This window comes from Azospirillum sp. TSO35-2, assembly GCF_003116095.1.
GTDB lineage: Bacteria > Pseudomonadota > Alphaproteobacteria > Azospirillales > Azospirillaceae > Azospirillum.
Genome location: NZ_LGRA01000018.1, coordinates 692836 through 718963, shown reverse-complemented (window position 1 = coordinate 718963; position 26128 = coordinate 692836). Strand labels below are relative to the sequence as shown.

The window sequence follows — 26128 nt, the reverse complement described above, 5'->3', positions numbered from 1 at the left end:
GTGGCGCATCCCAGGTGCCCCCTCACCGCAACCACGTCACGTCCGCCGCGAACAGGTACCCCGCGCCGTAGACCGTCTTGATCAGCCGCGGCGTTCGCGGGTCGTCCTCGATCTTCTTGCGGATGCGCGAGACGCGGACGTCAATGCTGCGGTCGTAGGGAAAGTCGTCGCGGTCCAGGTCGGAGCCTTGCAGATGCTCGCGCGACAGCACGCGCTTGGGCGCCTTCACCAGGGTCAGCAGCAGCGCCGCCTCCGCCGCGGTCAGGCTTTCCTGCCGGCCGTCGTCGGCGGTCAGCGTCAGGTCGCCGAGGTCGAACACCCAGGGGCCGAAGCGCGCCCGTCCGGTTTCGGCGCCGGCCGGGCCGCCGGCCGTGGCGCTGGCCAGCTGCTCGCGCCGGCGGATGGCGCTGTTGACGCGGGCGACCAGCTCGCGCGGTTCGAACGGCTTCACGATGTAATCGTCGGCGCCCAGCTCCAGCCCCAGCACCCGGTCGGAGGTCCCGCCGCGCCCGGACAGGATGATGACGCCGAAGCGCACGTCCTCCCACAGCTCGCGCACCAGGGTCAGCCCGTCCATGTCCGGCAGCCCGAGGTCGACGAGGCAGAGGTCGGGGGGCTGGCGCTGGATCGCCGCCCGCCCCTCCCGCCCGCTGGCCCAGCACGACACCTCGTAGCCGTAGCCCTCCAGCACCTCGGTCACCAGCCGGCGGATGTCGGCCTCGTCCTCGATCACACAGATGCGCTTCTTCTGTCCCACGCGCGTTTCCTCGTTCGCCCTGTGCTGTCTGATCGCTCAGCGGCCCGTTCGTTCAGGCCGGCGCGGGTTCGGCGGCGTGGCCGATGGCCGCCACCAGGTCCCGCTTGTCCCATGGTTTGCGCAGTATGACGGCATCCGGCGGCATGTCGCCATACTCGACCGCGAAACCGCTGACCAGAACCACCCGCATGGCGGGCCGCAGCCGCCGGGCCCGCCGGGCCAGCTCCACCCCCGACAGGCCGGGCATCACGATGTCGGACACCAGCAGCGACAGCCCGTCGATCTGCTCCACCAGTTCCGCCGCCTCGTCGCCGCTGGCCGCCTCCACCACCGAGAAGCCGAGATCGACCAGTTGCTGGCGCATCACCTGCCGGACGTCGTCGTTGTCCTCCGCCACCAGGGCGAGCTGGCCGGTCCAGGTGCCCTCCGGCTCGGCGGCGACGGCGTCCGGTTCGGCGTGCCGGGCGACCGGCTCGGCGCGCGGCAGCAGCAGGGTGACGGTCGTCCCCTCGCCCGCGGCGCTGTCGATGCGCAGATAGCCGCGCGACTGCTTGACGAAGCCGTAGACCATCGACAGCCCCAGGCCGGAGCCCAGCGCCTTGGTGGTGAAGAAGGGCTCCACCGCGCGGGCCAGCGCCTCGGGCGTGAAGCCGGTGCCGCTGTCGGTGACGCGGATTTCCAGATAATCGTCGGGGCGGACCGGCTCGTCGAAGGATTGGTCGCCCTCCACCTTGCGGAGGCCGACCGCGATGCCGAGCCGCCCGCCGCCGGGCATGGCGTCGCGCGCGTTGATGGCGAGGTTGACCAGCGCGTTCTCCAACTGGGTCTGGTCGGCGATGGTCCAGCATTCCCGCCCCTCCTCCGGCACGCTGATGGCGATGGAACTGGGGAAGGAGCGGCGCAGCAGCACCGCCATGTCGCGCAGCAGGCCGCACAGCTCGATCGGCTCCGGCTTCAGCGGTTGCTGGCGCGAGAAGGCGAGCAGCCGGGCGGTGATGTCGGCGCCGCGGCGGCCGGCGCGCTGGGCCGGCTCCAGATAGGCGTCCAGCCCCTCCACCGCGGCGTAGCGCTCGCGCGCCGCCGACAGGTTGCCGATGATGATCGACAGCAGGTTGTTGAAGTCGTGCGCCAGCCCGCCGGAGAGCTGGCCGACCGCCTTCAGCCGCTGCGCCTCGACCAGTTGGCGTTCGGTTTCCTTCTCGTCGGTGATGTCCAGCGTCAGCACGAACAGGCCGGTGACAACACCCTCTTCCGCTTGGCCCTCGCCACGGTGGGGGATCAGCGTGGTCTTGGTCACCACGCTGCGGCCGTCGCGCGGAAAGGCGTATTCGAAGGTCACCACCTCGCCGGCCAGGCAGCGGTCGAGGTGGGGACGCAGCGCCTCCATCGCCCGGCGGCCGACGATGCCGGCCAGATCGCGGCCGATCACCGCCGCCTTGTCGCGCCCGACCAGTTCGGCCCAGCGCAGGTTGGCGAAGGTCAGCCGGCCGTCGCGGTCCAGCCCGGCGATGCTGGCGGGGATCGCGTCGAGGATCACGCGCTGCCGCGTCTCCACCTCCGCCAGCGCCGCCGTGCGCTCGCGCACCCGGCTGTCGAGCGTCGCGACGGTGTCGCGCACCTGCCCGACCATGCCGTCGAAGGCGGCGGCGAGCAGCCCGATCTCGTCGCCGCGGCGGATGCCGCTGCGGGCGTTGAGGTCGCCGCCGCGCACCTGCGCCGCCGTCTCCGCCAGCCGGCGCAGCGGCCGCACCAGCCGGCCGACGGCGACGTAGCCCAGGATCCCGCCCGCCGCCATCAGCGCCATGCCGATGGCGAGGATGCGGTTGCCCAGCACCACCGACGACCGTCGCAGTTCGTCGACATAGACGGAGGAGGCGATGTACCAGTCGAACCCCTCGAAATGGCGGACCCAGCTGATCTTCTCATAGGCGTAGTTGCCGGGATCGTCGGGCTTGTCCCACAGGTAGGTCAGCGGCTCGCCGCGGCTGGCGGCGACCTTCAGCTCCTCGGCGATCGGGCGGCCGGTGGCGGGGTTGCGCAGGTCGCCGAAGGCCGTGCCCTCGATGTTCGAATTCGGGTGGATGATCATCCGGTTCGCCGAATCGAAGATGTAGAGATAGCCGGTGCGGGCGATGCGCAGCCGGCGCAGCGCCTGGCGCAGATCGTCGGTCGCCTCCGCCTTGCGGCGGTCGACCTCGGCGTCGACGTCGGCCAGATAGGCGCCGGTGCCGACGATGATGCCGCGCTGGCGCAGGTCGCGGAAGAAGCTGAGCTTCGGCGCCCGCTCGTCGCCGTTCGGGCGCCACCAGGGATAGGTGTGGAACCCCTCCCCCTCCCGCCTTGCGGTGGCGATGATGGTGGGCAGGATGTGGCGGCCCAGATTGTCGCGCAGGTCGGATGCCTGCCGCCCCTGATAGTCGGGCGAGGGGTGGGACAGGATCACCGAGTCGTAGTCGGTCGCCCAGACATAGTCGCCGTTGCCGTAGCGGAACGCCTTCAGCCCCTCCATCGCCTCGCGCCGCGCCTCATCGGCGGTGATCTCGCCGCGGTCGGCGCGGGCGTAGACATGCTCGATGTAGCCGACCGCCAGCTCCAGCACGTCGCGCAGGCGGGTCTTGTAGGACTCCACCGTGGTCACCCGCTGCTCTTCCAGGCCGCCGCGGATCTTCCCGACCAGTTCGAACACATTGTCGAGGATGGTGCGGCTGGCGTCGCGTTCGATCTCGTACGCCTTCTCCTCGATGAAGGGGACGGAGAAGACGTAGGCCGCGGCCGAGAACAGGCCCAGCGTGATCAGGATCGCCGAGAACAGCCGGAGGAACAGGGGCGAGCGGACCATGGCGCGGGCGAACGTCGGGGGGAGTGGAGGTGGCGCCATCATCCCAGCTTCGGCAGCGCGGCTCAACGTCTATCGCGTGATATTGTTGCTGAAATTGCGCTGAAACAATTCGTCATATTTCCGGGAAATTTGCGAAACACTGTTTTGTTAGCCGGAAGACATAAACCCCGCGAGGGGGACCAACAAGGACGATGACCGTCTGGAGGAAACATGTCGAGCGCCATCCCCAAGCCAAGCCTCAACCCGGCCTACGAGAGGGTCCGCCGGAACCCGAAATTCCACGAGTTGGTCCGCCGCCGCAGCCGGCTGGCGCTGACGCTGTCGGCCGTGGTGCTGGTCGGCTACTACAGCTTCATGATGGTGGTGGCCTTCGCGCCCGGCCTGCTGCAGAAGCCGCTGTCGGACGACTCGGCGCTGAGCGTCGGCTTCCCCATCGGGGCGGCGATCATCGTGCTGTCCTGGCTGCTGACCGGGGTCTATTCGCACTTCGCCAACGGTGCGTTCCAGGACCTGACCGACGAGATCACGCGGGAGACCCTGCAATGAACGCCCGCAAGATCCTCACCCCCGCGCTGTCCCTGGCCGGCGCCGCCTGCCTGTTCGCCCTGCCGGCGCTGGCCGCCGGCGGCGACCTGGGCGCGGTGGACAAGCAGCCGGTCAACCTGTCGGCCATCGGCATGTTCATCGCCTTCGTCATGATGACGCTGGGCATCACCTACTGGGCGGCGAGCCGGACCAAGTCGACGTCGGACTTCTACACGGCGGGCGGCGGCATCACCGGTTTCCAGAACGGCTTGGCGATCGCCGGCGACTACATGTCGGCGGCGACCCTGCTGGGCCTGTCGAGCCTGGTGTTCGCCAAGGGCTATGACGGCTTCGTCTACACCATCAGCTTCTTCGTCGGCTGGCCGATCATCCTGTTCCTGCTGGCGGAGCGGCTGCGCAACCTCGGCCACTTCACCTTCGCCGACATCGCGTCCTACCGGCTGGACCAGGGCAAGATCCGCACCTTCGCCGCCATCGGCTCGCTGACGGTGGTGTGCTTCTACCTGATCGTCCAGATGGTCGGCGCCGGCCAGCTGATCAAGCTGCTGTTCGGGCTGGACTACAACGTCGCGGTGATCGTGGTCGGCGTGCTGATGGTGGTCTACGTCACCTTCGGCGGCATGATCGCCACCACCTGGGTGCAGATCATCAAGGCGGTGCTGCTGCTGGGCGGCGGCGTCGTGCTGACCTTCCTCGCCCTGTCGCGCTTCGGCTTCAGCCTGGAGGCCATCGCCAAGAGCGCCATCGCCTCGCACAAGGACGGCGTCAAGATCATGGGGCCGGGCACGCTGCTGGCCGACCCGGTGTCGGCGGTGTCGCTGTCGCTGGGCCTGCTGTTCGGCACGGCGGCGCTGCCGCACATCATGATGCGCTTCTTCACCGTGCCCAACGCGCGCGAGGCCCGCAAGTCGGTGTTCTACGCCTCCGGCTTCATCGGTTTCTTCTTCCTGCTCGTCTGCATCCTGGGCATGGCGGCGATCACCATCGTCGGCACCGACCCGCAGTTCTTCGAAGGCGGCAAGGTCGGCGGCAAGCTGATCGGCGGCGGCAACATGCCGGTGATGCATCTGGCCAAGGCGCTGGGCGGCGACCTGTTCCTGGGCTTCCTGTCGGCGGTCGCCTTCGCCACCATCCTGGCGGTGGTGTCGGGCCTGGCGCTGGCCGGCGCGTCCGCCATCGCCCACGACCTCTACGCCCGCGTCATCCGCAAGGGCGAGGCGACGGAGCGCGAGGAGATGCGCGTCTCCAAGATGGCGTCGCTGGTGCTGGGCGTGCTGGCGGTGGTGCTGGGCATCGCCTTTGAGAAGCAGAACGTCGCCTTCCTGGTCGGCCTGACCTTCGGCGTGGCGGCGTCGGTGAACTTCCCGGTGCTGATCCTGTCGATGTACTGGAAGGGCCTGACCACCCGCGGCGCGCTGGCCGGCGGCATCGCCGGCCTGATCTCGGCGGTGACGATGGTGGTGCTGTCGAACGCCGTGTGGGTGGTGGTGCTGAACAACCCGGCGCCGATCTTCCCCTACGAGCAGCCGGCCCTGTTCTCGATGACGCTGGCCTTCCTGGTGACGATCATCGTGTCGAAGCTGGACCGCAGCGCGTCCGCCCGCGCCGAACGCGCCGCCTTCGACGACCAGTTCGTCCGCTCGCAGACCGGCATCGGTGCCGCCGCGGCGGCGAAGCACTGAGACCGAACGCCCTCCCCGCCCTTGTCGGGGAGGGCGTTTTCCTCACCCCGCCTGGACGCTGTTGTCCTTGCGGCGGGACAGTTGCACTTGGCCGTCCAGGCATTTCACGTAGCCGGTCTTGCCCGGCTTCAGCCCGTCGAGGATCGTCACCAGGGCGCGTGGGATCGCCGCGAACTCCTTGGAGCCGCGCGACTGGCTGTTGTAGGCGGCGATGTGGGCGCGCAGCGCCTCTTTCGACACCGGCTTCCCGTCGTTCCCGATCATCTCTGCTGCATCCCGCTTGCGGCTTCACCGGCCACAGGCTTACGCCGGCAACCCGGCCGCCGCAACCGGCGGGGCGACGCGGGCGGCGGGAAAGCGGATGACGACGCGGGTGCCGCGGCCGAGCTCGCTGTCGATCGACAGGCTGCCGTCATGGATCGCCATCAGGTCGCGGCAGATCGACAGGCCGAGGCCGGTGCCGCCGAACCGCCGGGCGATCGAGTTGTCGGCCTGCTGGAACGGCTCGACGATCCGCACCAGCGCGTCGGGCGGAATGCCGATGCCGGTGTCGCGCACGGTGATCGCCAGCCCGCCGTCGGCCTCCACCGCCGCGCTCACCACCACCCGGCCGCCGCGCGGGGTGAACTTCACCGCGTTGGACAGCAGGTTCAGCAACACCTGACGCAGCGCGCGTTCGTCGGCCATCAGGTCCGGCAGGCCATCCGGGCACTCCACCGTCAGCGTCACGCCGCCGGCATCGGCCGGCACCGCCGCCAGCGCCCGGCCGCTCTCCAGCGCCTCGGCCGGGGACAGCCGGGATTCCTCCAGCGTGTAGCGCCCGGCCTCCAGCTTCGACATGTCCAGCACGTCGTTGATGAGCGTCAGCAGATGGCGGCCGCTGTCCTGCACATGGCGGGCGTAATCATGGTAGCGCGGGCTGCCCAGCGGGCCGAACAGCTCGTGCAGCATGATCTCCGAAAAGCCGATGATGGCGTTCAGCGGCGTGCGCAGTTCATGGCTCATCGTCGCCAGGAAGGCGCTCTTGGCCCGGTTGGCGGCCTCCGCCTGGTCCTTGGCGGCGGCCAGCCGCTCGGCCGCCTCGACCCGTTCGGTGATGTCGCGCGCCTCGATCACCAGCAGCACGACCGCCCCGGCCTCGTCGAAGACCGGCTTGATCGACACGTCCATGATCTGGATGGCGCCGCCGCTGACCACGTCGGTTTCGTAGCGGACGAAGCGGCCCGACGCCGCCTTGTCGATGGAGTTGCGGAAGGCCGCCGCCAGCTCGTCGGTGCGCGCCCAGCCGCGGAACTCCCAGGCGCGGCGCCCGACCAGGGCGTCGGCCGGCAGCCCGGCCATCGCGCAGGCCGGCTGGTTCAGCGCCAGGATCCGGCCATCCGGCGTCAGCAGCCCCATGATCTGGAAACTGCTGTCGAACAGCGCCTGCGACCGCCGCTCGCTCTCGCGCAGTGCCTGGGTGGTCGTCTCCAGCCGGGTGAGCTGCCGCAACGCCAGCAGGGCCAGCAGCCCCAGCACCACCGACACCGCCGCGGTTTCCAGCACGCGTTTCCACAGGTCGTTGTACCAGCCGGCCAGGACGTCGTCGGCCCCGACCCGGACATAGAGGTACAGCGGCCAGCCCGCCACCCGGCGCACGGTGCCGACGCGCTCCCGCTTCTCCGACGGGTCGATCCCGGACAGGGTGCGCGCCATCTCGCCGGGGGCCAGCCGGGGCACGACCTTCGCGAAGACGGCGCGGTCGGGATCCAGGAACGCGCTGGGCCGCGAATAGGCGAGCACCACCCCGTCCTCGCCATACAGCATGATGATGCTGCGGGTGCCGATGTCCTGGGTGGCGTAGAGCCGGGCGAAGCGGTCGAGGTCGATCACCACGGCGGCGATGCGCCCGCTCTCCCCCGCCAGCCGCTGGACCAGCGCGGCGCGCCAGCCACCGTCGACCGGGTCGCGGTAGGGGGCGGACAGGGCCGGCTGCCCGGACTCCACCCCGGCCATCAGGGATCGCGCGGTGTCGAACAGGGCGGTGTCGGCGACCGACTCCGGGGTGCCGACGCCCGCCGTCTGCCACACCCGCCCGTCGGCGTCCGCGATCAGCAGGGTCCGCAACACCGACTGCGATTCCGGCGAGCGCCCGCTCAGGCCGGCCACAGCGTCGGACGGCACAGCCCCGGCCTCCACCATCCTCGCCAGGATGTGGCCGGCCAGGGCCAGGCTGTTGCGGGCGTCCTCCGCCAGCAGGTTGGCCAGGTTGCCGGTCTGGCGCAGGCCATCCTGGATGGCGCGGCCGCGAGCACGGTCGAGGTCGGCGTAGGCCACCAGCCAGAAGGCGGCGATCACCGCCAGCAGCAGGGCGAAGCGCAGGCCGGCGACCGGTCCCGGAAACGAAAAGCGCCGACGGTCCGGAGAGGTGCCGCTGTCCGGTTCGGAAAGATCCGCCAAGAGAGGTCCGCCGCTGCTTCATCGAGGATGACGTCAAGCCGAAACGGCCGCGCGCGGCGAAGTGTAGCACGCGGGAGCGGTCAATTTCACCGCTCGCGGTTCCCCATCCGGACCGATCCGCCGGGGACCGCGCGGCCGGGCCACGGATCGGCGCGGGGGCGTGGTGAAAACTTTGGCTCGACAAAGCGGGCCGGCCGCGCTTCTCTGCCCGGCGGCGTCGAAGAGGTTCCGTACCGGCCATGCTTCAGGATTTCGTCAACAGCCCCCTGCTCGGGCTTCTGCTGTTCAACGTGGCCATCGTCTGGCCGCTGTGGCGCATCCTGCGCCGCGCCGGTCTGGCGCCCGGATGGGCGTTGCTGGCGCTGATCCCCTTCGGGCTGGTGCCGGTGATCGGTGTGCTGGCGCACAGCCGCTGGCCGGTGCTGCCGGAGCGTGAAAAACGCACGCCCAAGGCGCGGAGGACCGCATGAGCGACCTCGTCAACGGCCTGGAACCCTGGCAGTTCTATCTGATCATCTCGCTGGTCCTGACCTACACGATGGTCGCCGGCGGCTGGGTGCTGGCCAAGGCGGGACGCAGCCCGCTGTGGATCCTGCTGCTGCTGTTCCCCTATGTGAACATCATCGCCGTCTGGGTCTTCGCCTACATCCGCTGGCCCTTCGTCGACCGGACGGCGGCACCGGCGCCGCCGCCCACCGACGACCGGGACGCCTGACCGCTTACGCGAAATCCCCGGCCAGCGCCGCCCGCACCGCCTCCGGCATCACCGCGAGGTGGCCGTAGTTCGGGTGGCCGATGCCGACCAGCACCTGGGCGCCGGGCTGGCGGAACGCCGCGACCTGCGCGTCGGTGAAGTCGAAATGCAGGAAGTGGACGGACGAGGTCTTGCCGTCGGCGTTGGTGCGCTCGATGTCGCCTTCCGGCCGGCCGGCGATGGTGTCGCCGCCGACCTGCAGCGTCATATGCTCCTCCACCCCGCCCAGGCCGCTCAGCACGCGGTGGCGCTGAACCGGGTCGTCGATCTCGAACATCACGGTCGCCACCAGCTCCCGTCCCTTGGGAATCAGCGGGTTGTAGGCGCGCAGCTCGTCGGCGATCTGCTCCTCGCCACCCTTTTCAATGTGCAGCATCTCGTGGATCTGCTGCCACATCGTCTCGTAATTCTCGAAATAGAAGGTGGCGTGCGGGCCGACGGCGACCCGGCGGTTCCGCTTGACCTCCACCACCGCCTTGCGGCGTGCGGCACGTTCTTGGGCGTAGCGCTCCATCGGCAGGATGTCGGCGCGGGTGATCTCCGTCTTGTGCGGCATGGAAGGTCCCTCAAAACAGCGAACGGCTAAACCATGATCCCGTAGGCGCGGGCGAACAGCACGACCGGGTGGAGCTGCTCGGGACCCGGACCGGCCTCGTCGCCCTTCAGCCGCTCGATGCCCTGCATGATGTGCGGACCGGCGATCGGGCATTCCGACGCGACGAAGGCCTTGCCGGACTTCAGCGCCTGGGTCGCCACCGGCTTGCCCACCTTCAGCGCCACCGGGAAATTCTCGGTCAGCACGCCCCAGGAGCCGCCATGGCCCGAACAGCGCTCGATCACCTTCAGGTCGGCCTTGGGGATCAGCCGCAGCATCTCCGCCGCCTTCTGGCCCATGTTCTGGGCGCGGGCGTGGCAGGCGATGTGCAGCGCGACGCCGCCCGGCAGCGGCTGCAACCCCTCAGCCAGCCCGTCGCGGCGGGCGAGGTCGACGATGTACTCGCTGACGTCGAAGGTCGCCTGCGCCAGCTTGTCCACCGCGGCCCGGTGCGGCGCGTCCGGCGGCACGATCAGCGGCCATTCCAGCTTCAGCATCAGGGCGCAGCTCGGCACCAGCGCCACGATGTCATAGCCCTTGTCGATCCAGGGGCCGAGCGCCTGGGCCACCTTTGCCGCCTTGGCGTCGACGGCGGCGAGGTCGCCCTGCTCCAGTTGCGGCATGCCGCAGCAGGACGGATAGACCACCTCGGTCTCCACCCCGTTGCGGGCCAGGATCGCGCGGGCGGCCATGCCGATCGCCGGGTTGTTGTAGTTGGCGAAGCAGGTGGCGTAGAGCACCACCTTGTGCTTGCCGTAGGCCGGGGCGTCGCGGTTCAGCTCCAGCGGCTCGGCCTTGGCCCGCATCACCAGGGTCTTGCCGTTGAACTGCGGCAAGTGCGCCTCGGCGTGGACGCCGGCGATCTTTTGCAGGATCGGCCGGGTGACGCTGTTGGTTTCCGCCGAGGCCCAGTTGGCGATGGCGGCGACCGGGCGCGCCAGCTCGCCGTTGCGGTCGGTCTGGGTCAGCTGCTTCAGCGCGAAGGGCACCCCGGCCGTCTTCGCCTCCGCCGCCCGGTGGCGCACCATCAGATGGGGAAAGTCGACCGCCCACGGGTGCGGCGGCACGTAGGGGCATTTGGTCATGAAGCACAGGTCGCACAGCGTGCAGGCGTCGACCACGCTCTTGAACGCCTCGGACGGCACCCCGTGCAGCTCGGCGTCGCCGGCGTTGTCGACCAGATCGAACAGGCGGGGGAAGCTGTCGCACAGGTTGAAGCAGCGGCGGCAGCCGTGGCAGATGTCGAAGACGCGGCGCATCTCGGCGTCGAGCTTGGCCTCGTCGTAGAAGTCGGGATTGCGCCAGTCGAGCGGATGGCGGACCGGCGGCTCCAGGCTGCCTTCGCGCATGGGCGTGTCTCCCTGCTGACGGGGATGGGGAGGTTTGGAAAGGGAAGCGCCGGATGCCCTTCCCTTTCCAGGCCGCGCGTCTTACAGCGCGTCCAGCGCCTTCTGGAAGCGGCCGGCGTGGCTCTTTTCCGCCTTCGCCAGTGTTTCGAACCAGTCGGCGATCTCGTCGAAGCCTTCATCGCGGGCCGATTTGGCCATGCCCGGATACATGTCGGTGTATTCGTGGGTTTCGCCGGCGATGGCGGCTTTCAGGTTGCTGCCGGTTTCGCCGATCGGCAGGCCGGTGGCCGGGTCGCCGACCTCCTCCAGGAATTCCAGATGGCCGTGGGCGTGCCCGGTCTCGCCCTCCGCGGTGGAGCGGAAGACGGCGGCGACGTCGTTGTAGCCTTCGATGTCGGCCTTCTGTGCGAAATAGAGGTAGCGCCGGTTGGCTTGGCTTTCGCCGGCAAAGGCGGCCTTCAGGTTTTCTTCGGTCTTGCTGCCCTTCAACGACATGACGGGGTCCTCCGGACGGTTGCGCCGGGCGTCACTTCGCCGTTGGCGCGATGCGCCGGCGTGACAAGGATCTTCGCACCAACTGTTGGCCCCGTCAACAGTCTGGAGTTTTTCTAAAGACCCCGGCAAAGCGCCGCACAGCAACCGCTTTTGCGAACAGCTCGCAATCGGAAAGGCCGGCGCTCGAAAGGGCCGCAGCTCAAATGACCAAGGTCAGGATGGCGCGATCAGGGCGCCCGGTCGTCCTCGATCAGCCGCACGATCACGTCGACGCGGGCGATGCGGGTGCCGCCGGGGGCGGTCGGCAGGTTTTGCACCGCCAGGCGATCGCCGGGGATGTCTTCCAGCCGGCCGGTGTTCTCGACGAAGAAATGGTGATGGTCGCTGGTGTTGGTGTCGAAATAGGACTTGCCCGCCTCCACCACCACCTCGCGCAGCAGGCCGGCGGCGGTGAACTGGTTCAGCGTGTTGTAGACGGTGGCCAGCGACACCGGCAGATCGGCCGACAGCGCCTCGCCATGCAGCTGTTCGGCGGTGACGTGGCGGTCGCAGCCTTCGAACAGCAGGCGGGCGAGGCCCAGGCGCTGACGGGTCGGACGCAGCCCGGCGCCGTTCAGACGGTCGAGGGCTCGCTTGAAGGGGCGTTCGGCGGTCATCATGGGCGCGGCACCCGTTCGGTCATCGCAAAAGTAAACTGCAGGAAGACAACACGCCCGATGACCCGAAGTCACGGGCAAACCGCGACGCCAGACCGCAGTTTGTTCTACTGTAAAACCATTCCACAAAGGGATGCAAGGCGCGTGGTCATAGGCCGGTGCGCCGATGGCCCCCTTGGGGGGCCGCCCTTGGGGACGGAACGCGGCCGGGACGGGCCACCGGACGACATGGCCGCCGGCGGCAGCGCCGACGGCCATCCGCCCCTCCGGCTCAATAGCCGGTGGCGATGCGCTCGAACAACTGCTTCACCGTCGGGATGAAGCCGTCATTGTAGTAGGGATCGCTGGCGAAGCGATAGGCGTTGTGCCCCGCGAACATCAGCTGGTTTTCGCAGTCGTCGGTGTGGCTGACCGCCTGGAGCGTCTTCTGGATGCAGAAGGACCGCGGGTCGGCGCGCTTGCCGGTCGTCCCCTGCTCGTTCTCCATCCAGTTGGAGAAGCCGCAGGCGGACAGGCAGCCCATGCAGTCGACCTGATCGCGCAGGATGCGGTCGGACTGTTCGGGCGTGACGAAGACCAGCGTGCTGTCCGGCGTCTTCAGCCCGGTGGTGAAGCCCTGGGACAGCCAGCCTTCGGCCCGGACCTTGTCGCTTTCGGTCAGATAGACCGGACGGCCGCGCGGACCGACCGGGAATTCCGCCGAATGCTCGCCCACCGGCTTGGACAGGTAGGCGACCTGCCGTTCGGAACGCGCCATCAGGTCGAGCAGGAACGGGTTCTTCACCGCCGACGAATAGAAGCCGGTGGGGGAGAAACGGTTCAGGAAGACGTCGCCCGGCTGCAGCGCGACCAGCTTGCGCTTCCACGCCATCGAGATCGGGCTTTCCTGGGTCAGCAGCGGCCGGGTGCCGAACTGGAAGGCGACCGGACCCAGGTCGGGGTTGTCGATCCAGTCCTCCCACTCCGACAGCCACCAGACGCCGCCCGCCATCACGATGGGGGTGTCGTTCAGGCCGAAGCTGTTCATCATCTGGCGCAGCGCCAGGACGCGGGGGAACGGATCCTCCGGCTTCTGCGGATCTTCGGAGTTGGACAGGCCGTTGTGGCCGCCGGCCAGCCACGGATCCTCGTAGACCACGCCGCCCAGATTGTCGCGGAACTTGTGGTAGGCGCGCAGCCACAGCGCGCGGAAGGCGCGCGCCGACGACACGATCGGGTAGTAGTGGACGCCGTAGCGCACCGCGATCTCGGCGACCTTGTAGGGCATGCCGGCGCCGCAGGTGACGCCGTGGATCAGGCCCTGGGCCCCTTCCAGCACGCCGTGCAGGATGTGCTCGGCCCCGCCCATTTCCCACAGGACGTTCATGTGGATGCGGCCCTGGCCGTTCGACGCCTCGTGCGCGATGCGCGCCTGGTCGATGCCGCCCTGGATGCCGAAGGCGATCAGCTCGTCGTGGCGCTCGCGCCGCGTCTTGCCCCGGTAGATTTGGGGCAGGAGATTGCCGTTCTCATCGTAGCTGTCAGCGTTGACACCCGAAAAGGTGCCAATTCCGCCGGCCGCCGCCCAGGCGCCGGAGCTTTCACCGTTGGACACGGCAATACCCTTGCCACCCTCGACGAGCGGCAAAACATCCCGGCCGGACATCGGCAACGGCTTCAACGCCTTCAACGAACCCTCCAAAGACCGAACGGGGCACCCCGCGGGATGCCCGACCATATGTGGCGGACGACCAGACGACGAAAAGCTCCGTCGGAATCCAATCAGGTTCCGGCGGCATCGCCATGCGGTTCTATATATGAGGAATTGGTCCGCCCTACGAGTGGATTCAGCCCCTCACGCAAAAAACGTTCACGATTTACCGCAGTTGCGAACGGAAGCGTCAGCGTGGATCCGGCCCCTGGGGCGCCTCCCCGGCCAGTTCGGCGCCCAGTTCGGCGGCCAGCCGGCCGGGGGCGTCGGTGAACACCGCCGCCACGCCCCAGCCGAACAGCTCGCGGGCGCGGGCGGCGTCGTTGACGGTGTAGGTCAGCACCGGACGGCCGGTGGCGCGGTAGGCCGCCACGCTCTCCGCCGTCTGGCGCGACTGGTCGACGTTCAGCGTCGCCGCACCGACACGGTCGGCGATGGCGGCCCAATCGGCCGGCGGCTCCCACAGCAGGTAACCGCGCGGGATCTCCGGCCACAGCCGCTGCGCCACCTCCAGGCAGGGCACCTCGAAGCTGGACAGCAGCAGCGGCCGGCCGGCCGGCCACAGCGGGCGCAGGGTGGCCAGCGCCACCTCCCCGGTGATCTCCTCCTGGCCTGGATAAGGCTTGATCTCCAGGTTCAGGCCGAGGCCGAGCTCGCCGATCAGCGCCACCGCCTGTTCCAGCGTCGGTACCGGCTCGCCGACAAAGCGGGGGTCGAACCAGGTGCCGGCGTCGAGCGCCTGCAGCTCCGCCAGATCGAGCAGCGGCACGGCGCCGGTGCCGGTGGTGGTGCGGTCCAGCGTGTCGTCGTGGATCAGCACCGGGCGGTGGTCACGGGTCAGCATGACGTCGACCTCGACCCAGCGGGCGCCCTGGTGGGCGGCTTCGCGGATCGAGGCGAGCGTGTTCTCCGGGGCGCTTTCCTTGGCGCCGCGGTGGCCGATCAGGCGGGGAAGAGTCGACAGCATGGGTCTCGCGGGAGTAAGAGCGGTCGCTTTCCTACATGACCCATTCCGTCGAGCCGGGAAAGAGCGATGAAGGCCCTGCACAGCGTTTCCGATCTGGTGGCCGCCGGGCTGATGACTCCCGACGCGGCCGACGCCGTGCGGTCGGTCGCCGACCGTTACGCCGTCGCCCTGACCCCGTACCTGCGCGAGACGCTGGCCGGACGTACGGACGCCGCCGACCCGCAGAGGGATCCGCTGTACGCGCAGTACGTCCCCTCCCCGGCCGAGGCGTACACCGCGCCGGAGGAGCGCGAGGACCCGATCGGCGACGTCGTGCGCAGCCCGGTGAAGGGCATCGTCCACCGCTATCCCGACCGGGTGCTGCTGAAGCCGCTGCACGCCTGCGCCGTCTATTGCCGCTTCTGCTTCCGCCGCGAGATGGTCGGCCCCGGCGGCGAGGCGCTGACCGCCGAGGAACTCGACGCCGCCCTGGCGTACGTCCGCGACCATCCGGAGGTCTGGGAAGTCGTCGTCACCGGCGGCGACCCGCTGCTGCTGTCGCCGCGCCGGCTGCGCGGCATCGTGCAGGCGCTGTCGGACATGCCGCATGTCGGCGTCGTCCGCCTGCACAGCCGCATCCCCGCCGCCGATCCCGAGCGGGTGACGCCCGAACTGGTCGAGGCGCTGACCGCCCCCGGCCTCGCCACCTGGGTCGCCGTCCATGTCAACCACGCCGACGAGCTGACCCCGCCAGTGCGCGCCGCGCTGGCCCGGCTGGTCGAGGCCGGCATCCCGCTGGTCGGCCAGACCGTTCTGCTGAAGGGCATCAACGACAACGCCGAGGCGCTGGAGGCGCTGTTCCGCGGTCTGGTGCGCAACCGGGTCAAGCCCTACTACCTCCACCACCCCGACCTCGCCGCCGGCACCAGCCACTTCCGCCCGACCCTGGCCGAGGGACAGGCGCTGGTGAAAGGGCTGCGTGGGCGGGTGTCCGGCCTGTGCCAGCCGACCTACGTGCTCGACATCCCCGGCGGCCACGGCAAGGCGCCAGCCGCTCCGGCCTGGATCGAGGAGCAGGATGGTGAGGGTGAATACCGGGTGACGGACTTCACCGGACGGCTGCACGACTACCGGGGCTGACGGTCGGCGGCTTCAGATCGCCTCGGCCCCCAGCGCCGCGGCCCAATGGGCGGTCCGCGCCTTCAGGGCCGCGGTGCGGGCGAAGGCCAACTCTTCCTCCTCCAGTCGCTCCACCACCTCGAAGGCCAGCGAGTCGGCGCCGTGGGCGTTCCACGCCACCTGGAGGCTGCGGTGCGGACAGCCGCCCATCTTCAACTGGAACCAGATGCGGTTCTGGATTTTGTCGAGGTCCGGCGCACCGCCCACCCACACCGCACCGGCCGGTCCGCAACGGACCGCAAAGATTCCGGCGACGCTCTTGCGTTCCTTGTAGGCCGCAAGGGCCGCCTTGCGGCCGTTCTTCCCACCCGCGTTCATCACACCCGCTCCCTGGTCTTCCATCATCTCGCCCGGTTTATACCCGGGTGATATCGGAGGCAAGGGTTTTATCCGGGTTTTATCCCCAGAGCGCCGCCGTGCCAAACAGTGGGTCAGGGTTGATCAGGGCGTTGTGGATGCCGACGACCGACGCGAAGCCGGTCCACAGGATCAGCGGCGTCCAGATCAGCGCAATGCTGCGGTCGTCCCGCGCCACCAGCGCGATGCAGACCGACGTGATGAGGAAGAACAGCACCGTCCAGGCCGCGGCGAGAATGGAGCTGCCCAGCGTGAAGTAGACGAAGCTGAAGGTGGCGTAGATCACCCAGGTCACCGCCTGGAGCCCGATCAGCAGGCCGCGGCCGCGGATGCGCCGCGCCGGGTCGAGCAGGCGGATGTCGCCCCAGATCTGGAAGACGTTCAGCGAGAACCACATCACCGGGAAGACCCAGCCCGGCGGCTGGAGCGGCGAGGGATGATGCCCGGCGAAGGGCTGGGCGCCGCGTTCGACGAAGCCCCAGGCGTTGACGATCAGCCAGAACAGGACGGGCTGCCACCAGCGCACGCGGAAGGCGGCCGGCGGCGGTGAGGCGGGGGTTGCGGTCGTGTCGGTCATGCACCGCGACATAGCGCGCCGACCTCGACGGTCAAGTCCAAGCCGCTCCGGCCCACGCCAATCCGGCCGCTCACCGCCGTCCCAGCGAGGCGAGCTGGAACAGCACGCGGGCGCAGATGGTCTGGTCGGGCATGTTGGTGCGCTTGCAGTCGGCCTCGGCGTCGACCAGCCGTTCCAGCGCCTGACGGACCAGCGGCGGCGACCAGCGGCGGGCCTGCTTGGCCATCCGGGTCTTCAGCTTGAAGAAGACCGGCGGGCGCAGCGACTCGACGGCCATTTCCGGCGACTTGCCGGCGGCGACCTGGGCGCAGAGCAGTTGCAGGCGCTGGAAATGACGCTGGGCCCCGCGCAGGATCGGCACAGGCGACGTGCCTTCGGCGAACAGCCGGGCCAGCGCGCGGTCGAGCGTGGCGAAGTCGCCCTCCGCCGCCGCCCACACCGGTTCGTCCATCGACAGGGCGGCGCTGTCGCCGATGCAGGCCTGCGCGTCCTCCAGCCGCACGCGCGTCTCACGCCCCATGTAGAGCGCCAGCTTTTCCGCCTCGCCGCGCGCAACCATGCGGTCGCCGACCAGATTGGCCGACAGGAAGCTCAGCGCGTCGGGGTCGGCGGTCAGCCCATGGCCGTGCAGGATGTCGGCGATGACACGGCCGAGCGACGCCTCCTCCTCGACGTAGCAGGGGATGGCGACGGCGCCGTCGGCCCCTTCGAACAGAAGCCGCAGCTTCGAACGGGCGCCGAGGTCGCCCGACTCGACGACGATCAGGCTGTCGCCCGGCGGCGGGGTGTCGAGAAAGGCGGTGAAGGCGGCGGTGGCGTTGTCCTCGGCGTCGCGGACGCGGATCAGCCGGCGCCCGCCAGTGAAGGACAGCGCCGCCGCCTCGTCGGCCAGCCGCGCCGGGTCGTCGGCCAGGGCGCGTCCCAGGAACTCGGCGACCCGGAAGGGATCCGACAGGTCGGCCACCACCGTCTTGCCGAGGTTCTGGGCGCGGTCGCGCACCAGCCCCGAATCGGGGCCATAAAGCAGCACCGCCCGGACCTTGGGGTCCGGGCTGCGCAGGAAACCGTCGACCGCCCTGGGCTGGAGCTTCACCGGCGTCCTCCGGGCGGGGTCAGGACCCGCGGCCCAGATGCATGGCGACGCGGGTGGTGATGTCGTTGGAGATGTCGTCGAGCGCGCGGTCGTAGGCGTTCTGCTGGGTCACGATGGCGGCGTAATGCTGTTCCAGCGTGTTGTAGCTGATCATCGACCGCGAACTGGACTGGAACACCACCGCGCCGGTCTGGGTGTCGATCAGTCGGTAGGGGGCGTTCACCAGCAGCTGGGCGCGCACCGCGGTGGCGTCCTTCTGCAGCGCCAGCTTCTGCTCCACCGCCGTCACCGAAACGTCCAGGCGATAGCGCGGGTTGCTGGGCCGGGCCGAGGGGTAGAAGCGGTCGATCAGCAGATTGCGGAGCTTCTGCCCTTCCCGGTTGGGAATCGACGCGATCTCCACATCGTTCAGCCGCTCCGCCGCCCCGGCGCCGATGCCGCGCTCGCCGTAGAGCGGCTGGAAGCCGCATCCCGACAGGGCCAGGGCGGACAGGCCGAACGCGAGGGCGGCGAGCCCCCGCGTCACACCGCGACGACGCGCGCCATGGCGGCAGGCGTTTGGATCAGACGACGACATTGATCACCCGGTTCGGGACGACGATGACCTTGCGCACCGGCTTGCCCTCCAGCGCGCGCTGGACGTTGGCGTCGGCCAGGGCCGCCTGTTCGGCGGCGGCCTTGTCCATGTCGCGCGGCAGCTCCAGCGTCGCACGCAGCTTGCCGTTGACCTGGACCGCCATGGTGACGCTGTCCTCCACCACCAGGGCCGGGTCGGCGGCGGGCCAGGGCTGGTCGGTCAGCAGGGTGGTGTGCCCCAGCTGCGTCCACAGCTCCTCGCCCAGATGCGGCATCATCGGAGCGACCAGACGGACCAGCGACTCGAAGCCCTCGCGCAGGACCCAGGCCTCGCCCTCGCCCTCGCCGTCCAGTTCGCCCAGCGCGTTGGACAGCTCGCGGGCGCGGGCGACCGCCTTGTTGAAGCGGAACTTGTCGAGGTCTTCCGACATCCCGGCGATGGTCTTGTGGATCAGGCGCCGGGTCACCTCGGCCTTGCCGCTGAAGGCGGCGGGCTTGGGCGTGCCGTCGGCGGGCAGTTCCACCGGCGCCTCGGTCACCATCCGCCACAGGCGGTTGATGTAGCGCCAGGCGCCGTCGATGCCGGCCTCGGTCCATTCCAGATCGCGCTCCGGCGGGCTGTCCGACAGCATGAACAGGCGGGCGGCGTCGGCGCCGTAGGTGCCGATGATGTGCGCCGGGTCCACCACGTTCTTCTTGGACTTCGACATCTTCTCGACGCGGCCGACGTTGACCGGCAGGCCGCTGTCGGCGCGGACCCACTGGCCCGCCTCGTCCTTCTTGAGGTCGGTCGGGGCCAGCCAAGCGCCGGTGTCGGCGTCCTTGTAGGTCTCGTGGTTGACCATGCCCTGGGTGAACAGGCCGGTGAAGGGCTCGTCCAGGTTCAGGTAGCCGCAGGTCTTCAGCGCCCGGGTCCAGAAGCGGCTGTAGAGCAGGTGCAGGACCGCGTGCTCGATGCCGCCGATGTACTGGTCGACGCCCAGCCAATAGTCGACCGCCGAGCGGGTGAAGGCCTGATCCTCGGTCTTCGGCGAGCAGAAGCGGGCGAAATACCACGACGACTCGATGAAGGTGTCGAAGGTGTCCGTCTCGCGCAGCGCCGGCTTGCCGCAGGTCGGGCAGCTCGTGTGCTTCCAGGTCGGATGGTGGTCCAGCGGGTTGCCGGGCTTGTCGAAGGTCACGTCCTCCGGCAGCACGACCGGCAACTGGTCGGCCGGGACCGGAACGATGCCGCAGTCGTCGCAATGGACGACCGGAATCGGGCAGCCCCAATAGCGCTGGCGCGACACGCCCCAGTCGCGCAGACGGTACTGGGTGGTGCGCTCGCCCTGGCCGGCGGCCTCCAGCCGCTTGCCGGCCTCCTCCTTCGCCGACTCGGTGTCGAGCCCGTCGAGGAAGGAGGAGTTCCGCAGCACGCCGGGGCCGGTGTAGGCCTCGGTCCCGACGTCGAAGGTCGCCGGGTCGGCGTCGGCCGGGATCACCACCGGACGGACCGGCAGATCGTACTTGCGGGCGAAATCGAGGTCGCGCTGGTCATGCGCCGGGCAGGCGAAGATCGCGCCGGTGCCGTATTCCATCAGCACGAAGTTGGCGACGTAGACCGGCAGCTCCCACGACGGATCGAAGGGATGCACGACCTTGAGGCCGGTGTCGAAGCCGCGCTTCTCCGCCGTCTCGATCGCTTCCTCGCTGGTGCCCAGCCGGTTGCACTCGGCGATGAACTCGGCCAGCTCCGGATTGGCCGCGGCCAGTTCGGCGGCCAGCGGGTGATTCGGCGAGATGGCGGCGAAGGAGGCGCCGAACAGCGTGTCCGGCCGAGTCGTGAAGACCTCCAGCGCCTCGGCACGGCCCTTGATGGCGAAGCGGAACCGCACGCCGGTCGACTTGCCGATCCAGTTTTCCTGCATGATGCGGACGCGGTCCGGCCAGCGGTCCAGCGTCTCCAGCCCCTTCAGCAGGTCCTCGGCGTAGGCGGTGATCTTCAGGAACCACTGGGACAGCTTGCGCTTTTCCACCAGCGCGCCGGTGCGCCAGCCGCGGCCGTCGATCACCTGCTCGTTGGCCAGCACGGTGTTGTCCACCGGGTCCCAGTTCACCCAGGATTCCTTGCGGTAGGCGAGGCCGGCCTGCAGGAAATCCAGGAACATCTTCTGCTCGTGGCGGTAATACTCCACGTCGCAGGTGGCGATCTCGCGGTCCCAGTCGATCGACAGGCCCATGGTCTTCAGCTGGCCGCGCATGGCCGCGATGTTCTCGCGCGTCCAGGTGGCCGGGTGGACCTTCTTCTCCAGCGCCGCGTTCTCCGCCGGCAGGCCGAAGGCGTCCCAGCCCATCGGGTGCAGGACGTTGAAGCCCTTGGCGCGCTTGAAGCGCGCGATCACGTCGCCGATGGTGTAGTTGCGGACATGGCCCATGTGGATGCGCCCCGAGGGATAGGGGAACATCTCCAGCACATAGTATTTGGGCCGCGAAGCGTCCTCGCGCGCGGTGAAACAGCCCTTGCCGTCCCACACGCCCTGCCACTTCGCCTCGGTTTCCTTGACATTGTAACGCGACATGAGCGCGGCGCCGTTTCCGTTGGATCAGATCGGGATGCGTAATGATGTGGAGCGCGTCAGCGCGCCGAGGCGTTCTGCGCGACGCGGAGCTGGCGGGCGCGGGTCAGCACCGCATCCTCCAGCGTGCCGGCGGTTTCCGGACCGACGGACACGTCGCGCCAGTCGTTGCCGTTGCGCTGCTGCTTGAACACCGACACCCGGACGCCGTCGGCGCGGAGCTGGCGGTCGAGGATGTAGAGGTTGACCTTGAACCGCTCCGCCGGCGAATCGGGCGGGGTGTACCAGTCGGTCAGGATCACGCCACCGAACGGGTCGGCCGAGGCGATCGGCATGAAGGAGAGCGTGTCGAGCGAGGCGCGCCACAGGAAGCTGTTCACGCCGATGCCGCCGGCGCTGTCCTGGTCGCCGCCGCGCTTGTTCTTGCCGAACAGGTTCAGGCCGCCGTCCGTCCCGAGCAGGCTGCCGAACTTGTAATCCTTGTTCTTCATCTGCTCTTCGACGGTTTCGGTCTTGCCGCCCCAGCTGGCGCAGCCGGCAACCGAAACGGATGCTGCGATCAGGACTGGGACAAGGCGAAGGGCGGTCGAACGGCGCATGGTCGGGAACCCGGTTCAGAAAAGGGGTTGCCGCGCGCGAGTCACGCGCGGAATGCCGGTGAACAGACCATAAGTGGACGGCCCCACGCAACAGCGGAAGCGTCTTTGCGCACCTGCACGACAACAGGTGCGGACCCCCAGGTTCAACTGTGGCAGAGGCGTAAGCCCGGCGGTTCTTAGTGTGCCCCGTGCGACACACTGTCCCCTCAATGCAGCAATCGGCGAGATTTGCCGCTTGCTGGCAACGGCGTGGGTGCGTACGAAAGTCTCAGCCAGGACGTCAACCAGGCTGAAACATCTGCTGCCAGGATGGAGGCAACAATCATGACCCGTTATCTGCTGGCCGGCGCTGCCGCTGCCGCTCTCGCTCTCGGCGCTGGTGCCGCCAACGCTCAGGCCAAGTTCGAAGTCAAGGTCGGCGGCGACGCCTACTTCGAAGCCGGCTATGTCGATCAGGATCTCGACTCCGGCCTGCGCTCGACCGAATTCCGCAACCGCATGCGCATCAACATCATCCCGTCCGCCAAGGCCGACAACGGCCTGGAGTACGGTGCGCGCCTGCGTTTCCGCGCCAACAGCGGCGCTTCGAATGCCCGCACGACCGATGCTGACCGCGCCTATATCTTCGCGCAGGGCACCTTCGGTCAGGTCCGCATGGGCGTGACCAACTCGTTCAACGACGAGACCTACGTCACGGCCCCGCTCGACTACCTGCCGCTGGGCATCTATGACGCCCTGCCGACCTGGATCGGTGGCAACAACGGCATCACCAGCGGTGCCGCCAGCGTCGTCACCAACGGCAACACGATCATCACCCAGTCGCTGGTTGCCGAAGGCAACGCGACCAAGATCGTGTACTTCTCGCCGCGCTTCGCCGGCCTGCAGGTTGGCGCGAGCTACACCCCGCGCAACGACAGCTCGCACAACGACGTCAACCGCGTTAAGCCGGTCGGCACGCTCGCCGGCACCGCCAACGGCATCTACCAGGACATGGTCGAAGTCGGCGCCAACTACAACAACACCTTCGGTGGTGTGACGTTGAAGGCCAGCGCTGGTTACTTCTGGGGCCGTGCCGTCGACGACGTCGCCGGTTCGAACTACAAGGACCTGAACTCCTGGCAGGCCGGCGCCTCGGTCGGCTACGCCGGCTTCAGCCTGGGCGGCGGCTACGTCGACTACGGCAAGTCGGGCCAGAACAAGCGCCCCGGTGTCTTCACCGAGAACACCCGCAACTGGGTTGTCGGCGCTCAGTACACCACCGGCCCGATCGTGGTTGGTGCCAACTACAAGAACGGCAAGGATGCCGGTTCGCTCCTCGCCGCCGGCGACCGCGAACTGCAGGTCTACGAGCTGGGCGTCGGCTACACCGTTGCCCCGGGTCTGACCCTGCAGGCCCAGTACGACTACTTCAAGATCAACAACGACACTGCGGTTGCCGACGACAAGGGCAACGTGGTGCTCGTTCGCTCGATCCTGGCGTTCTAATCGGGTTTCCGATCGAACGTCCGGTGACGGACAGGAAGGGCGGTGGCTTCGGCCACCGCTCTTTTTTTATGCCTATTCTTTGAGCGATCTGCTTGCACTGCGGGCTGGAAACAAGTCAAAAAAGCGGCAATTAAGAATATCTCTTATATTCCAATGACTTACGTATGTGCTTTTGTTGCAACTGTGTGTCGGCGACGATGTTTAGACCGCAGTTTGCCTCTTGTCGGCAGCCGCGCCGCACGGTTAAGTCAAAGTCACAAGGACAACTGTTCGCCCCCCTGAAGGGGTGCACGCCATTAAGGATGGACAATCCATGAAGCGTTCTCTCGTCATCGGCAGCGCCGCCGTTGCCCTCGCCGCCGGTTGCGGCACCGCCTCTGCTCAGTCCAAGTCGCACTTCGATATCCTGATGGGTGGCGATGCCTTCTTCCAGGGCGCCTACGTCGATCAGGACAACGACAACGGCCTGCGCAAGACCGAGTTCGCCAACCGCTTCCGCCTGACGATCACCCCGACCGCCAAGGCCGACAACGGTCTGGAATACGGTGCCCGCCTGCGCCTGCGCGCCGCCAACGGCACCAGCAACGCCCGCAGCACCGACGCCGACCGCGCCTTCATCTTCGCCAACGGCACGTTCGGCACCATCCAGGCCGGCCAGATCAACGGCCTGTCGGACGAGTACGGTGTCATCGGCCCGAACGTCGAAGGCATCGAAGGGTCGCCGGACGCCCAGTACCTGAACTACTACGTCAACGCCACCGGCGCACCCTACGTCCTGGGCAGCCTGCGCACGCTGGAGTCGGGCGACGCCAGCACCAAGTTGATCTACCTGACGCCGAGCTTTGCCGGCTTCCAGGTCGGCGCCGCCTACACCCCGGTGTACGGCAGCAGCAACACCGACGTGAACCGTCGCAAGAACAGCACCGCCTATCGCGACATGGGCGAGGTCCAGGCGACCTATAAGGGCGAGTTCAGCGGCGTCGGCGTCGAGGCGAGCGCGGCCTACCAGTTCGCCAAGGCGGCGTCGGGCCTGGAGGATCTGTCGTCGGTGCATGTCGGCGCCAATGTGTCCTACGCCGGCTTCAAGATCGGCGGCAGCTACGCCTTCAGCGGCGACAGCGGCTACGTCAAGGGCACCACGGGTGTGGACGACCAGCAGATCTGGATCGTCGGCGCCAACTACACCCTGGGCCCGGTCATCCTGGCCGCGACCTACACCGATGCCAAGGGCGTCGACAGCAACTTCAGCGGCCTGAACTCCCGCGCCCATGTCTGGCAGGCCGGCGTGACCTACACCGTCGCCCCGGGCCTGACCACCGGCCTGGAATACAGCTACCTCGACAACAAGGTCGGCACCGTCAACAACGATGCCAACATCGTCCTGTGGGACACCCGATTCGCGTTCTGAGCGACGGGCAGCCGACAGCGGATACCAAGGCGGCGGAGCGATCCGCCGCCTTTTTCTGTGGGCGTCCTACTTCCTGGGACCGGCCTTGGGGGCGTCCTTGCCCTCCTCCTTGGCGTCCTTGGCGGCGGTTTCGCACATCATGAACAGCACCGACGACTCCAGCGGCGTCCAGACCAGCAGCAGCCGGCGCTTGTCCAGATCGGCCAGGAAGGCGATGGTCTCCGGGTCGGTCACCGCCTTGGGATGGACTTCGCCCAGCAGATAGCCGGCGCGGCCGAAATTCTCCATGGTGCCCTGGAAGACGTAATCCAGCCTTTCCTGGTCATCCTTGGCGATCTCCCAGCCGAACTGCTCCTGCCGCACGCAGCGGCGGTCGTACTCGTCCAGGATCTTGCCCATGAAGCCGCGGTAGGTGCCGTCGTCGGTCAGCGGATAGGCCGGCTCGCTGAACTTGACCTTGGCCAGCGGCGACCCGATCATCATCGTGGCCTTTCCCGATGGCGCGCCCGGCTTGGCCGCCGCCTTGGCGCCCGGCTTGTCCGATGCGGCGGCCTTCGGCGCGCTTTTTCCATGATCCTCGGCCAGGGCGGGTGCGGCGACCAGGGCGGCGGCGAGCACGGCCGGAATCAGGGCGGAGAGCAGGGAACGAAACGGACTCCGCATGCGGAGATCTCCTCGATGTGCAAGCGATGGTGATGCCGGCGCCTTGGGGCGCTTGCGTTTCCGCGGACCGTCCGCTAACACGCCGCGGAAGCGCTGTACACCCGCAGCGACCGGATTGGGGGCCGCCATGACGACGACGCAGGGCACTGGCAAAGATACGCAAACCGGCGCCGAATCAGGCGCTTCCACGACGGCGGACACCGTCACGGCGCGGCTGGACACGGTGCGCCGCGCCATCGCCGACACCGCCGCCGCCTGCGGGCGCGGCGCGGGGACGGTGACGCTGGTCGCGGTGTCCAAGACCCACCCGGCCGAAGCGGTGGAGGAAGCGCTGGCGGCCGGCCAGCGCGTGTTCGGCGAGAACCGGGTGCAGGAGGCGAAGGGCAAGTTCCCGGCGCTGAAGGAGCGTTTCCCCGACCTGGAACTGCATCTGATCGGGCCGTTGCAGACCAACAAGGTCAAGGACGCGGTCGCGCTGTTCGACGTCATCCAGACGCTGGACCGGCCCAAGCTGGCCGAGGCGCTGGCCGAGGAGATGGCGAAGTCCGGCCGCCGGCCGCGCTGCCTGATCGAGGTCAACACCGGCGAGGAGCCGCAGAAGGCCGGCATCGCCCCGGCGGAGGTCGACGCGTTCCTGGCCGACTGCCGCGACCGTCTGGGCCTGCCGGTGACCGGCCTGATGTGCATCCCGCCGGTGGACGAGGAACCGGCGATGCATTTCGCCCTGCTGGCGGAGATGGCACGGCGGCTGGGGCTGGCCGAGGTCAGCATGGGCATGAGCGGCGATTACGAGACGGCGGTCCGCTTCGGCGCCACCCATGTCCGGGTCGGCACCGCGATCTTCGGCGCCCGGCCCTACCCGGCGGCCTGAGGCACAGACTCAAGGGG

The 26128-nt window shown here is 68.6% G+C and carries 25 protein-coding genes; 8 read left to right on the top strand and 17 right to left on the bottom strand.

All coding sequences use genetic code 11. The features are described from left to right. Window positions 1-22: 22 nt before the first annotated feature. Entirely contained in the window at window positions 23-757 is a 735-nt protein-coding gene (locus TSO352_RS14210) for a response regulator transcription factor (RefSeq protein WP_109107957.1), read from the bottom strand. 52 nt (window positions 758-809) lie between these two features. Further along, the gene (locus tag TSO352_RS14205) at window positions 810-3596 is read right to left on the bottom strand and encodes a cache domain-containing protein (RefSeq protein ID WP_109107956.1); all 2787 of its coding nucleotides are present in this window, start codon (window positions 3594-3596) and stop codon (window positions 810-812) included. A gap of 210 nt (window positions 3597-3806) precedes the next feature. On the opposite strand from TSO352_RS14205, the gene TSO352_RS14200 reads away from it, so the two are divergent. Together TSO352_RS14200 and TSO352_RS14195 are read left to right on the top strand one after the other, a co-directional pair. Beyond that, on the top strand, window positions 3807-4142 hold the full coding sequence (locus tag TSO352_RS14200; RefSeq protein ID WP_109107955.1) for a DUF485 domain-containing protein: 336 nt from the start codon (window positions 3807-3809) through the stop codon (window positions 4140-4142). Then, window positions 4139-5824, top strand: a complete 1686-nt coding sequence (locus TSO352_RS14195; RefSeq protein ID WP_109107954.1) for a cation acetate symporter — start codon at window positions 4139-4141, stop codon at window positions 5822-5824. Before TSO352_RS14200 ends, TSO352_RS14195 begins: the two co-directional genes overlap by 4 nt. A 42-nt stretch (window positions 5825-5866) precedes the next feature. On the opposite strand, the gene TSO352_RS14190 is transcribed toward TSO352_RS14195, so the two are convergent. Together TSO352_RS14190 and TSO352_RS14185 are read right to left on the bottom strand one after the other, a co-directional pair. Continuing rightward, on the bottom strand, window positions 5867-6088 hold the full coding sequence (locus TSO352_RS14190) for a hypothetical protein (RefSeq protein ID WP_109107953.1): 222 nt from the start codon (window positions 6086-6088) through the stop codon (window positions 5867-5869). A 39-nt stretch (window positions 6089-6127) separates the two neighbouring features. Next, entirely contained in the window at window positions 6128-8263 is a 2136-nt protein-coding gene (locus TSO352_RS14185) for an ATP-binding protein (protein WP_247872096.1), read from the bottom strand. Between the two features lie 239 nt (window positions 8264-8502). Here TSO352_RS14185 and TSO352_RS14180 point away from each other — a divergent pair, with 239 nt between their 5' ends. Both TSO352_RS14180 and TSO352_RS14175 read left to right on the top strand, forming a co-directional pair. Beyond that, window positions 8503-8733, top strand: a complete 231-nt coding sequence (locus TSO352_RS14180) for a hypothetical protein (protein ID WP_109107952.1) — start codon at window positions 8503-8505, stop codon at window positions 8731-8733. Beyond that, on the top strand, window positions 8730-8978 hold the full coding sequence (locus TSO352_RS14175) for a hypothetical protein (RefSeq protein WP_109107951.1): 249 nt from the start codon (window positions 8730-8732) through the stop codon (window positions 8976-8978). The genes TSO352_RS14180 and TSO352_RS14175 overlap by 4 nt, the downstream gene beginning before the upstream one ends. A 4-nt stretch (window positions 8979-8982) precedes the next feature. Here the strand turns inward: TSO352_RS14175 and TSO352_RS14170 are convergent, their stop codons facing one another. The 6 genes from TSO352_RS14170 to TSO352_RS14145 all read right to left on the bottom strand — a co-directional run bounded on the left by TSO352_RS14170 (window position 8983) and on the right by TSO352_RS14145 (window position 14769). Continuing rightward, a complete protein-coding gene (locus tag TSO352_RS14170) occupies window positions 8983-9573 on the bottom strand; it encodes a DUF3501 family protein (RefSeq protein WP_109107950.1) in 591 nt (196 codons plus the stop codon). A 26-nt stretch (window positions 9574-9599) separates the two neighbouring features. After that, window positions 9600-10961: a heterodisulfide reductase-related iron-sulfur binding cluster gene (locus TSO352_RS14165; RefSeq protein ID WP_109107949.1), complete on the bottom strand. Its 1362-nt coding sequence runs from the start codon at window positions 10959-10961 to the stop codon at window positions 9600-9602. 81 nt (window positions 10962-11042) lie between these two features. Beyond that, window positions 11043-11456 carry a rubrerythrin family protein gene (locus tag TSO352_RS14160; RefSeq protein WP_109107948.1) on the bottom strand — a complete coding sequence of 138 codons (414 nt, stop codon included), beginning with the start codon at window positions 11454-11456 and terminating at the stop codon, window positions 11043-11045. 227 nt (window positions 11457-11683) lie between these two features. Next, complete coding sequence (gene irrA / locus TSO352_RS14155; RefSeq protein ID WP_109107947.1) at window positions 11684-12115, bottom strand: iron response transcriptional regulator IrrA; 432 nt, start codon at window positions 12113-12115, stop codon at window positions 11684-11686. A 268-nt stretch (window positions 12116-12383) separates the two neighbouring features. Beyond that, window positions 12384-13757, bottom strand: coding sequence for a nitronate monooxygenase (locus TSO352_RS14150; protein WP_109107946.1), 1374 nt, complete (start codon window positions 13755-13757; stop codon window positions 12384-12386). Between the two features lie 235 nt (window positions 13758-13992). Further along, window positions 13993-14769, bottom strand: a complete 777-nt coding sequence (locus tag TSO352_RS14145; RefSeq protein ID WP_109107945.1) for a glycerophosphoryl diester phosphodiesterase — start codon at window positions 14767-14769, stop codon at window positions 13993-13995. A gap of 66 nt (window positions 14770-14835) precedes the next feature. On the opposite strand from TSO352_RS14145, the gene TSO352_RS14140 reads away from it, so the two are divergent. Then, window positions 14836-15888: a lysine-2,3-aminomutase-like protein gene (locus tag TSO352_RS14140; RefSeq protein ID WP_109107944.1), complete on the top strand. Its 1053-nt coding sequence runs from the start codon at window positions 14836-14838 to the stop codon at window positions 15886-15888. A 12-nt stretch (window positions 15889-15900) separates the two neighbouring features. On the opposite strand, the gene TSO352_RS14135 is transcribed toward TSO352_RS14140, so the two are convergent. From TSO352_RS14135 to TSO352_RS14110, 6 genes are all read right to left on the bottom strand, one after another. Next, complete coding sequence (locus tag TSO352_RS14135) at window positions 15901-16245, bottom strand: GIY-YIG nuclease family protein (RefSeq protein ID WP_109107943.1); 345 nt, start codon at window positions 16243-16245, stop codon at window positions 15901-15903. A 79-nt stretch (window positions 16246-16324) separates the two neighbouring features. After that, window positions 16325-16861 (bottom strand): TspO/MBR family protein, encoded by a 537-nt coding sequence (locus TSO352_RS14130; protein ID WP_109108327.1) that lies wholly within the window; start codon window positions 16859-16861, stop codon window positions 16325-16327. 70 nt (window positions 16862-16931) lie between these two features. Beyond that, complete coding sequence (holA, locus tag TSO352_RS14125; RefSeq protein ID WP_109107942.1) at window positions 16932-17954, bottom strand: DNA polymerase III subunit delta; 1023 nt, start codon at window positions 17952-17954, stop codon at window positions 16932-16934. A 19-nt stretch (window positions 17955-17973) separates the two neighbouring features. Beyond that, complete coding sequence (gene lptE / locus TSO352_RS14120) at window positions 17974-18480, bottom strand: LPS assembly lipoprotein LptE (RefSeq protein WP_247872095.1); 507 nt, start codon at window positions 18478-18480, stop codon at window positions 17974-17976. A gap of 37 nt (window positions 18481-18517) precedes the next feature. Further along, window positions 18518-21088, bottom strand: coding sequence for a leucine--tRNA ligase (gene leuS, locus TSO352_RS14115; protein WP_109107940.1), 2571 nt, complete (start codon window positions 21086-21088; stop codon window positions 18518-18520). A gap of 56 nt (window positions 21089-21144) precedes the next feature. After that, window positions 21145-21684: a DUF3576 domain-containing protein gene (locus tag TSO352_RS14110; protein WP_109107939.1), complete on the bottom strand. Its 540-nt coding sequence runs from the start codon at window positions 21682-21684 to the stop codon at window positions 21145-21147. 324 nt (window positions 21685-22008) lie between these two features. On the opposite strand from TSO352_RS14110, the gene TSO352_RS14105 reads away from it, so the two are divergent. Both TSO352_RS14105 and TSO352_RS14100 read left to right on the top strand, forming a co-directional pair. Continuing rightward, window positions 22009-23169 carry a porin gene (locus tag TSO352_RS14105; RefSeq protein ID WP_109107938.1) on the top strand — a complete coding sequence of 387 codons (1161 nt, stop codon included), beginning with the start codon at window positions 22009-22011 and terminating at the stop codon, window positions 23167-23169. 313 nt (window positions 23170-23482) lie between these two features. Then, the gene (locus TSO352_RS14100) at window positions 23483-24577 is read left to right on the top strand and encodes a porin (protein ID WP_109107937.1); all 1095 of its coding nucleotides are present in this window, start codon (window positions 23483-23485) and stop codon (window positions 24575-24577) included. Between the two features lie 66 nt (window positions 24578-24643). Here TSO352_RS14100 and TSO352_RS14095 read toward each other — a convergent pair whose 3' ends face one another. Further along, window positions 24644-25240, bottom strand: a complete 597-nt coding sequence (locus tag TSO352_RS14095; RefSeq protein WP_109107936.1) for a hypothetical protein — start codon at window positions 25238-25240, stop codon at window positions 24644-24646. A 127-nt stretch (window positions 25241-25367) separates the two neighbouring features. On the opposite strand from TSO352_RS14095, the gene TSO352_RS14090 reads away from it, so the two are divergent. Then, on the top strand, window positions 25368-26111 hold the full coding sequence (locus TSO352_RS14090) for a YggS family pyridoxal phosphate-dependent enzyme (RefSeq protein ID WP_247872094.1): 744 nt from the start codon (window positions 25368-25370) through the stop codon (window positions 26109-26111). Window positions 26112-26128 lie beyond the last annotated feature (17 nt).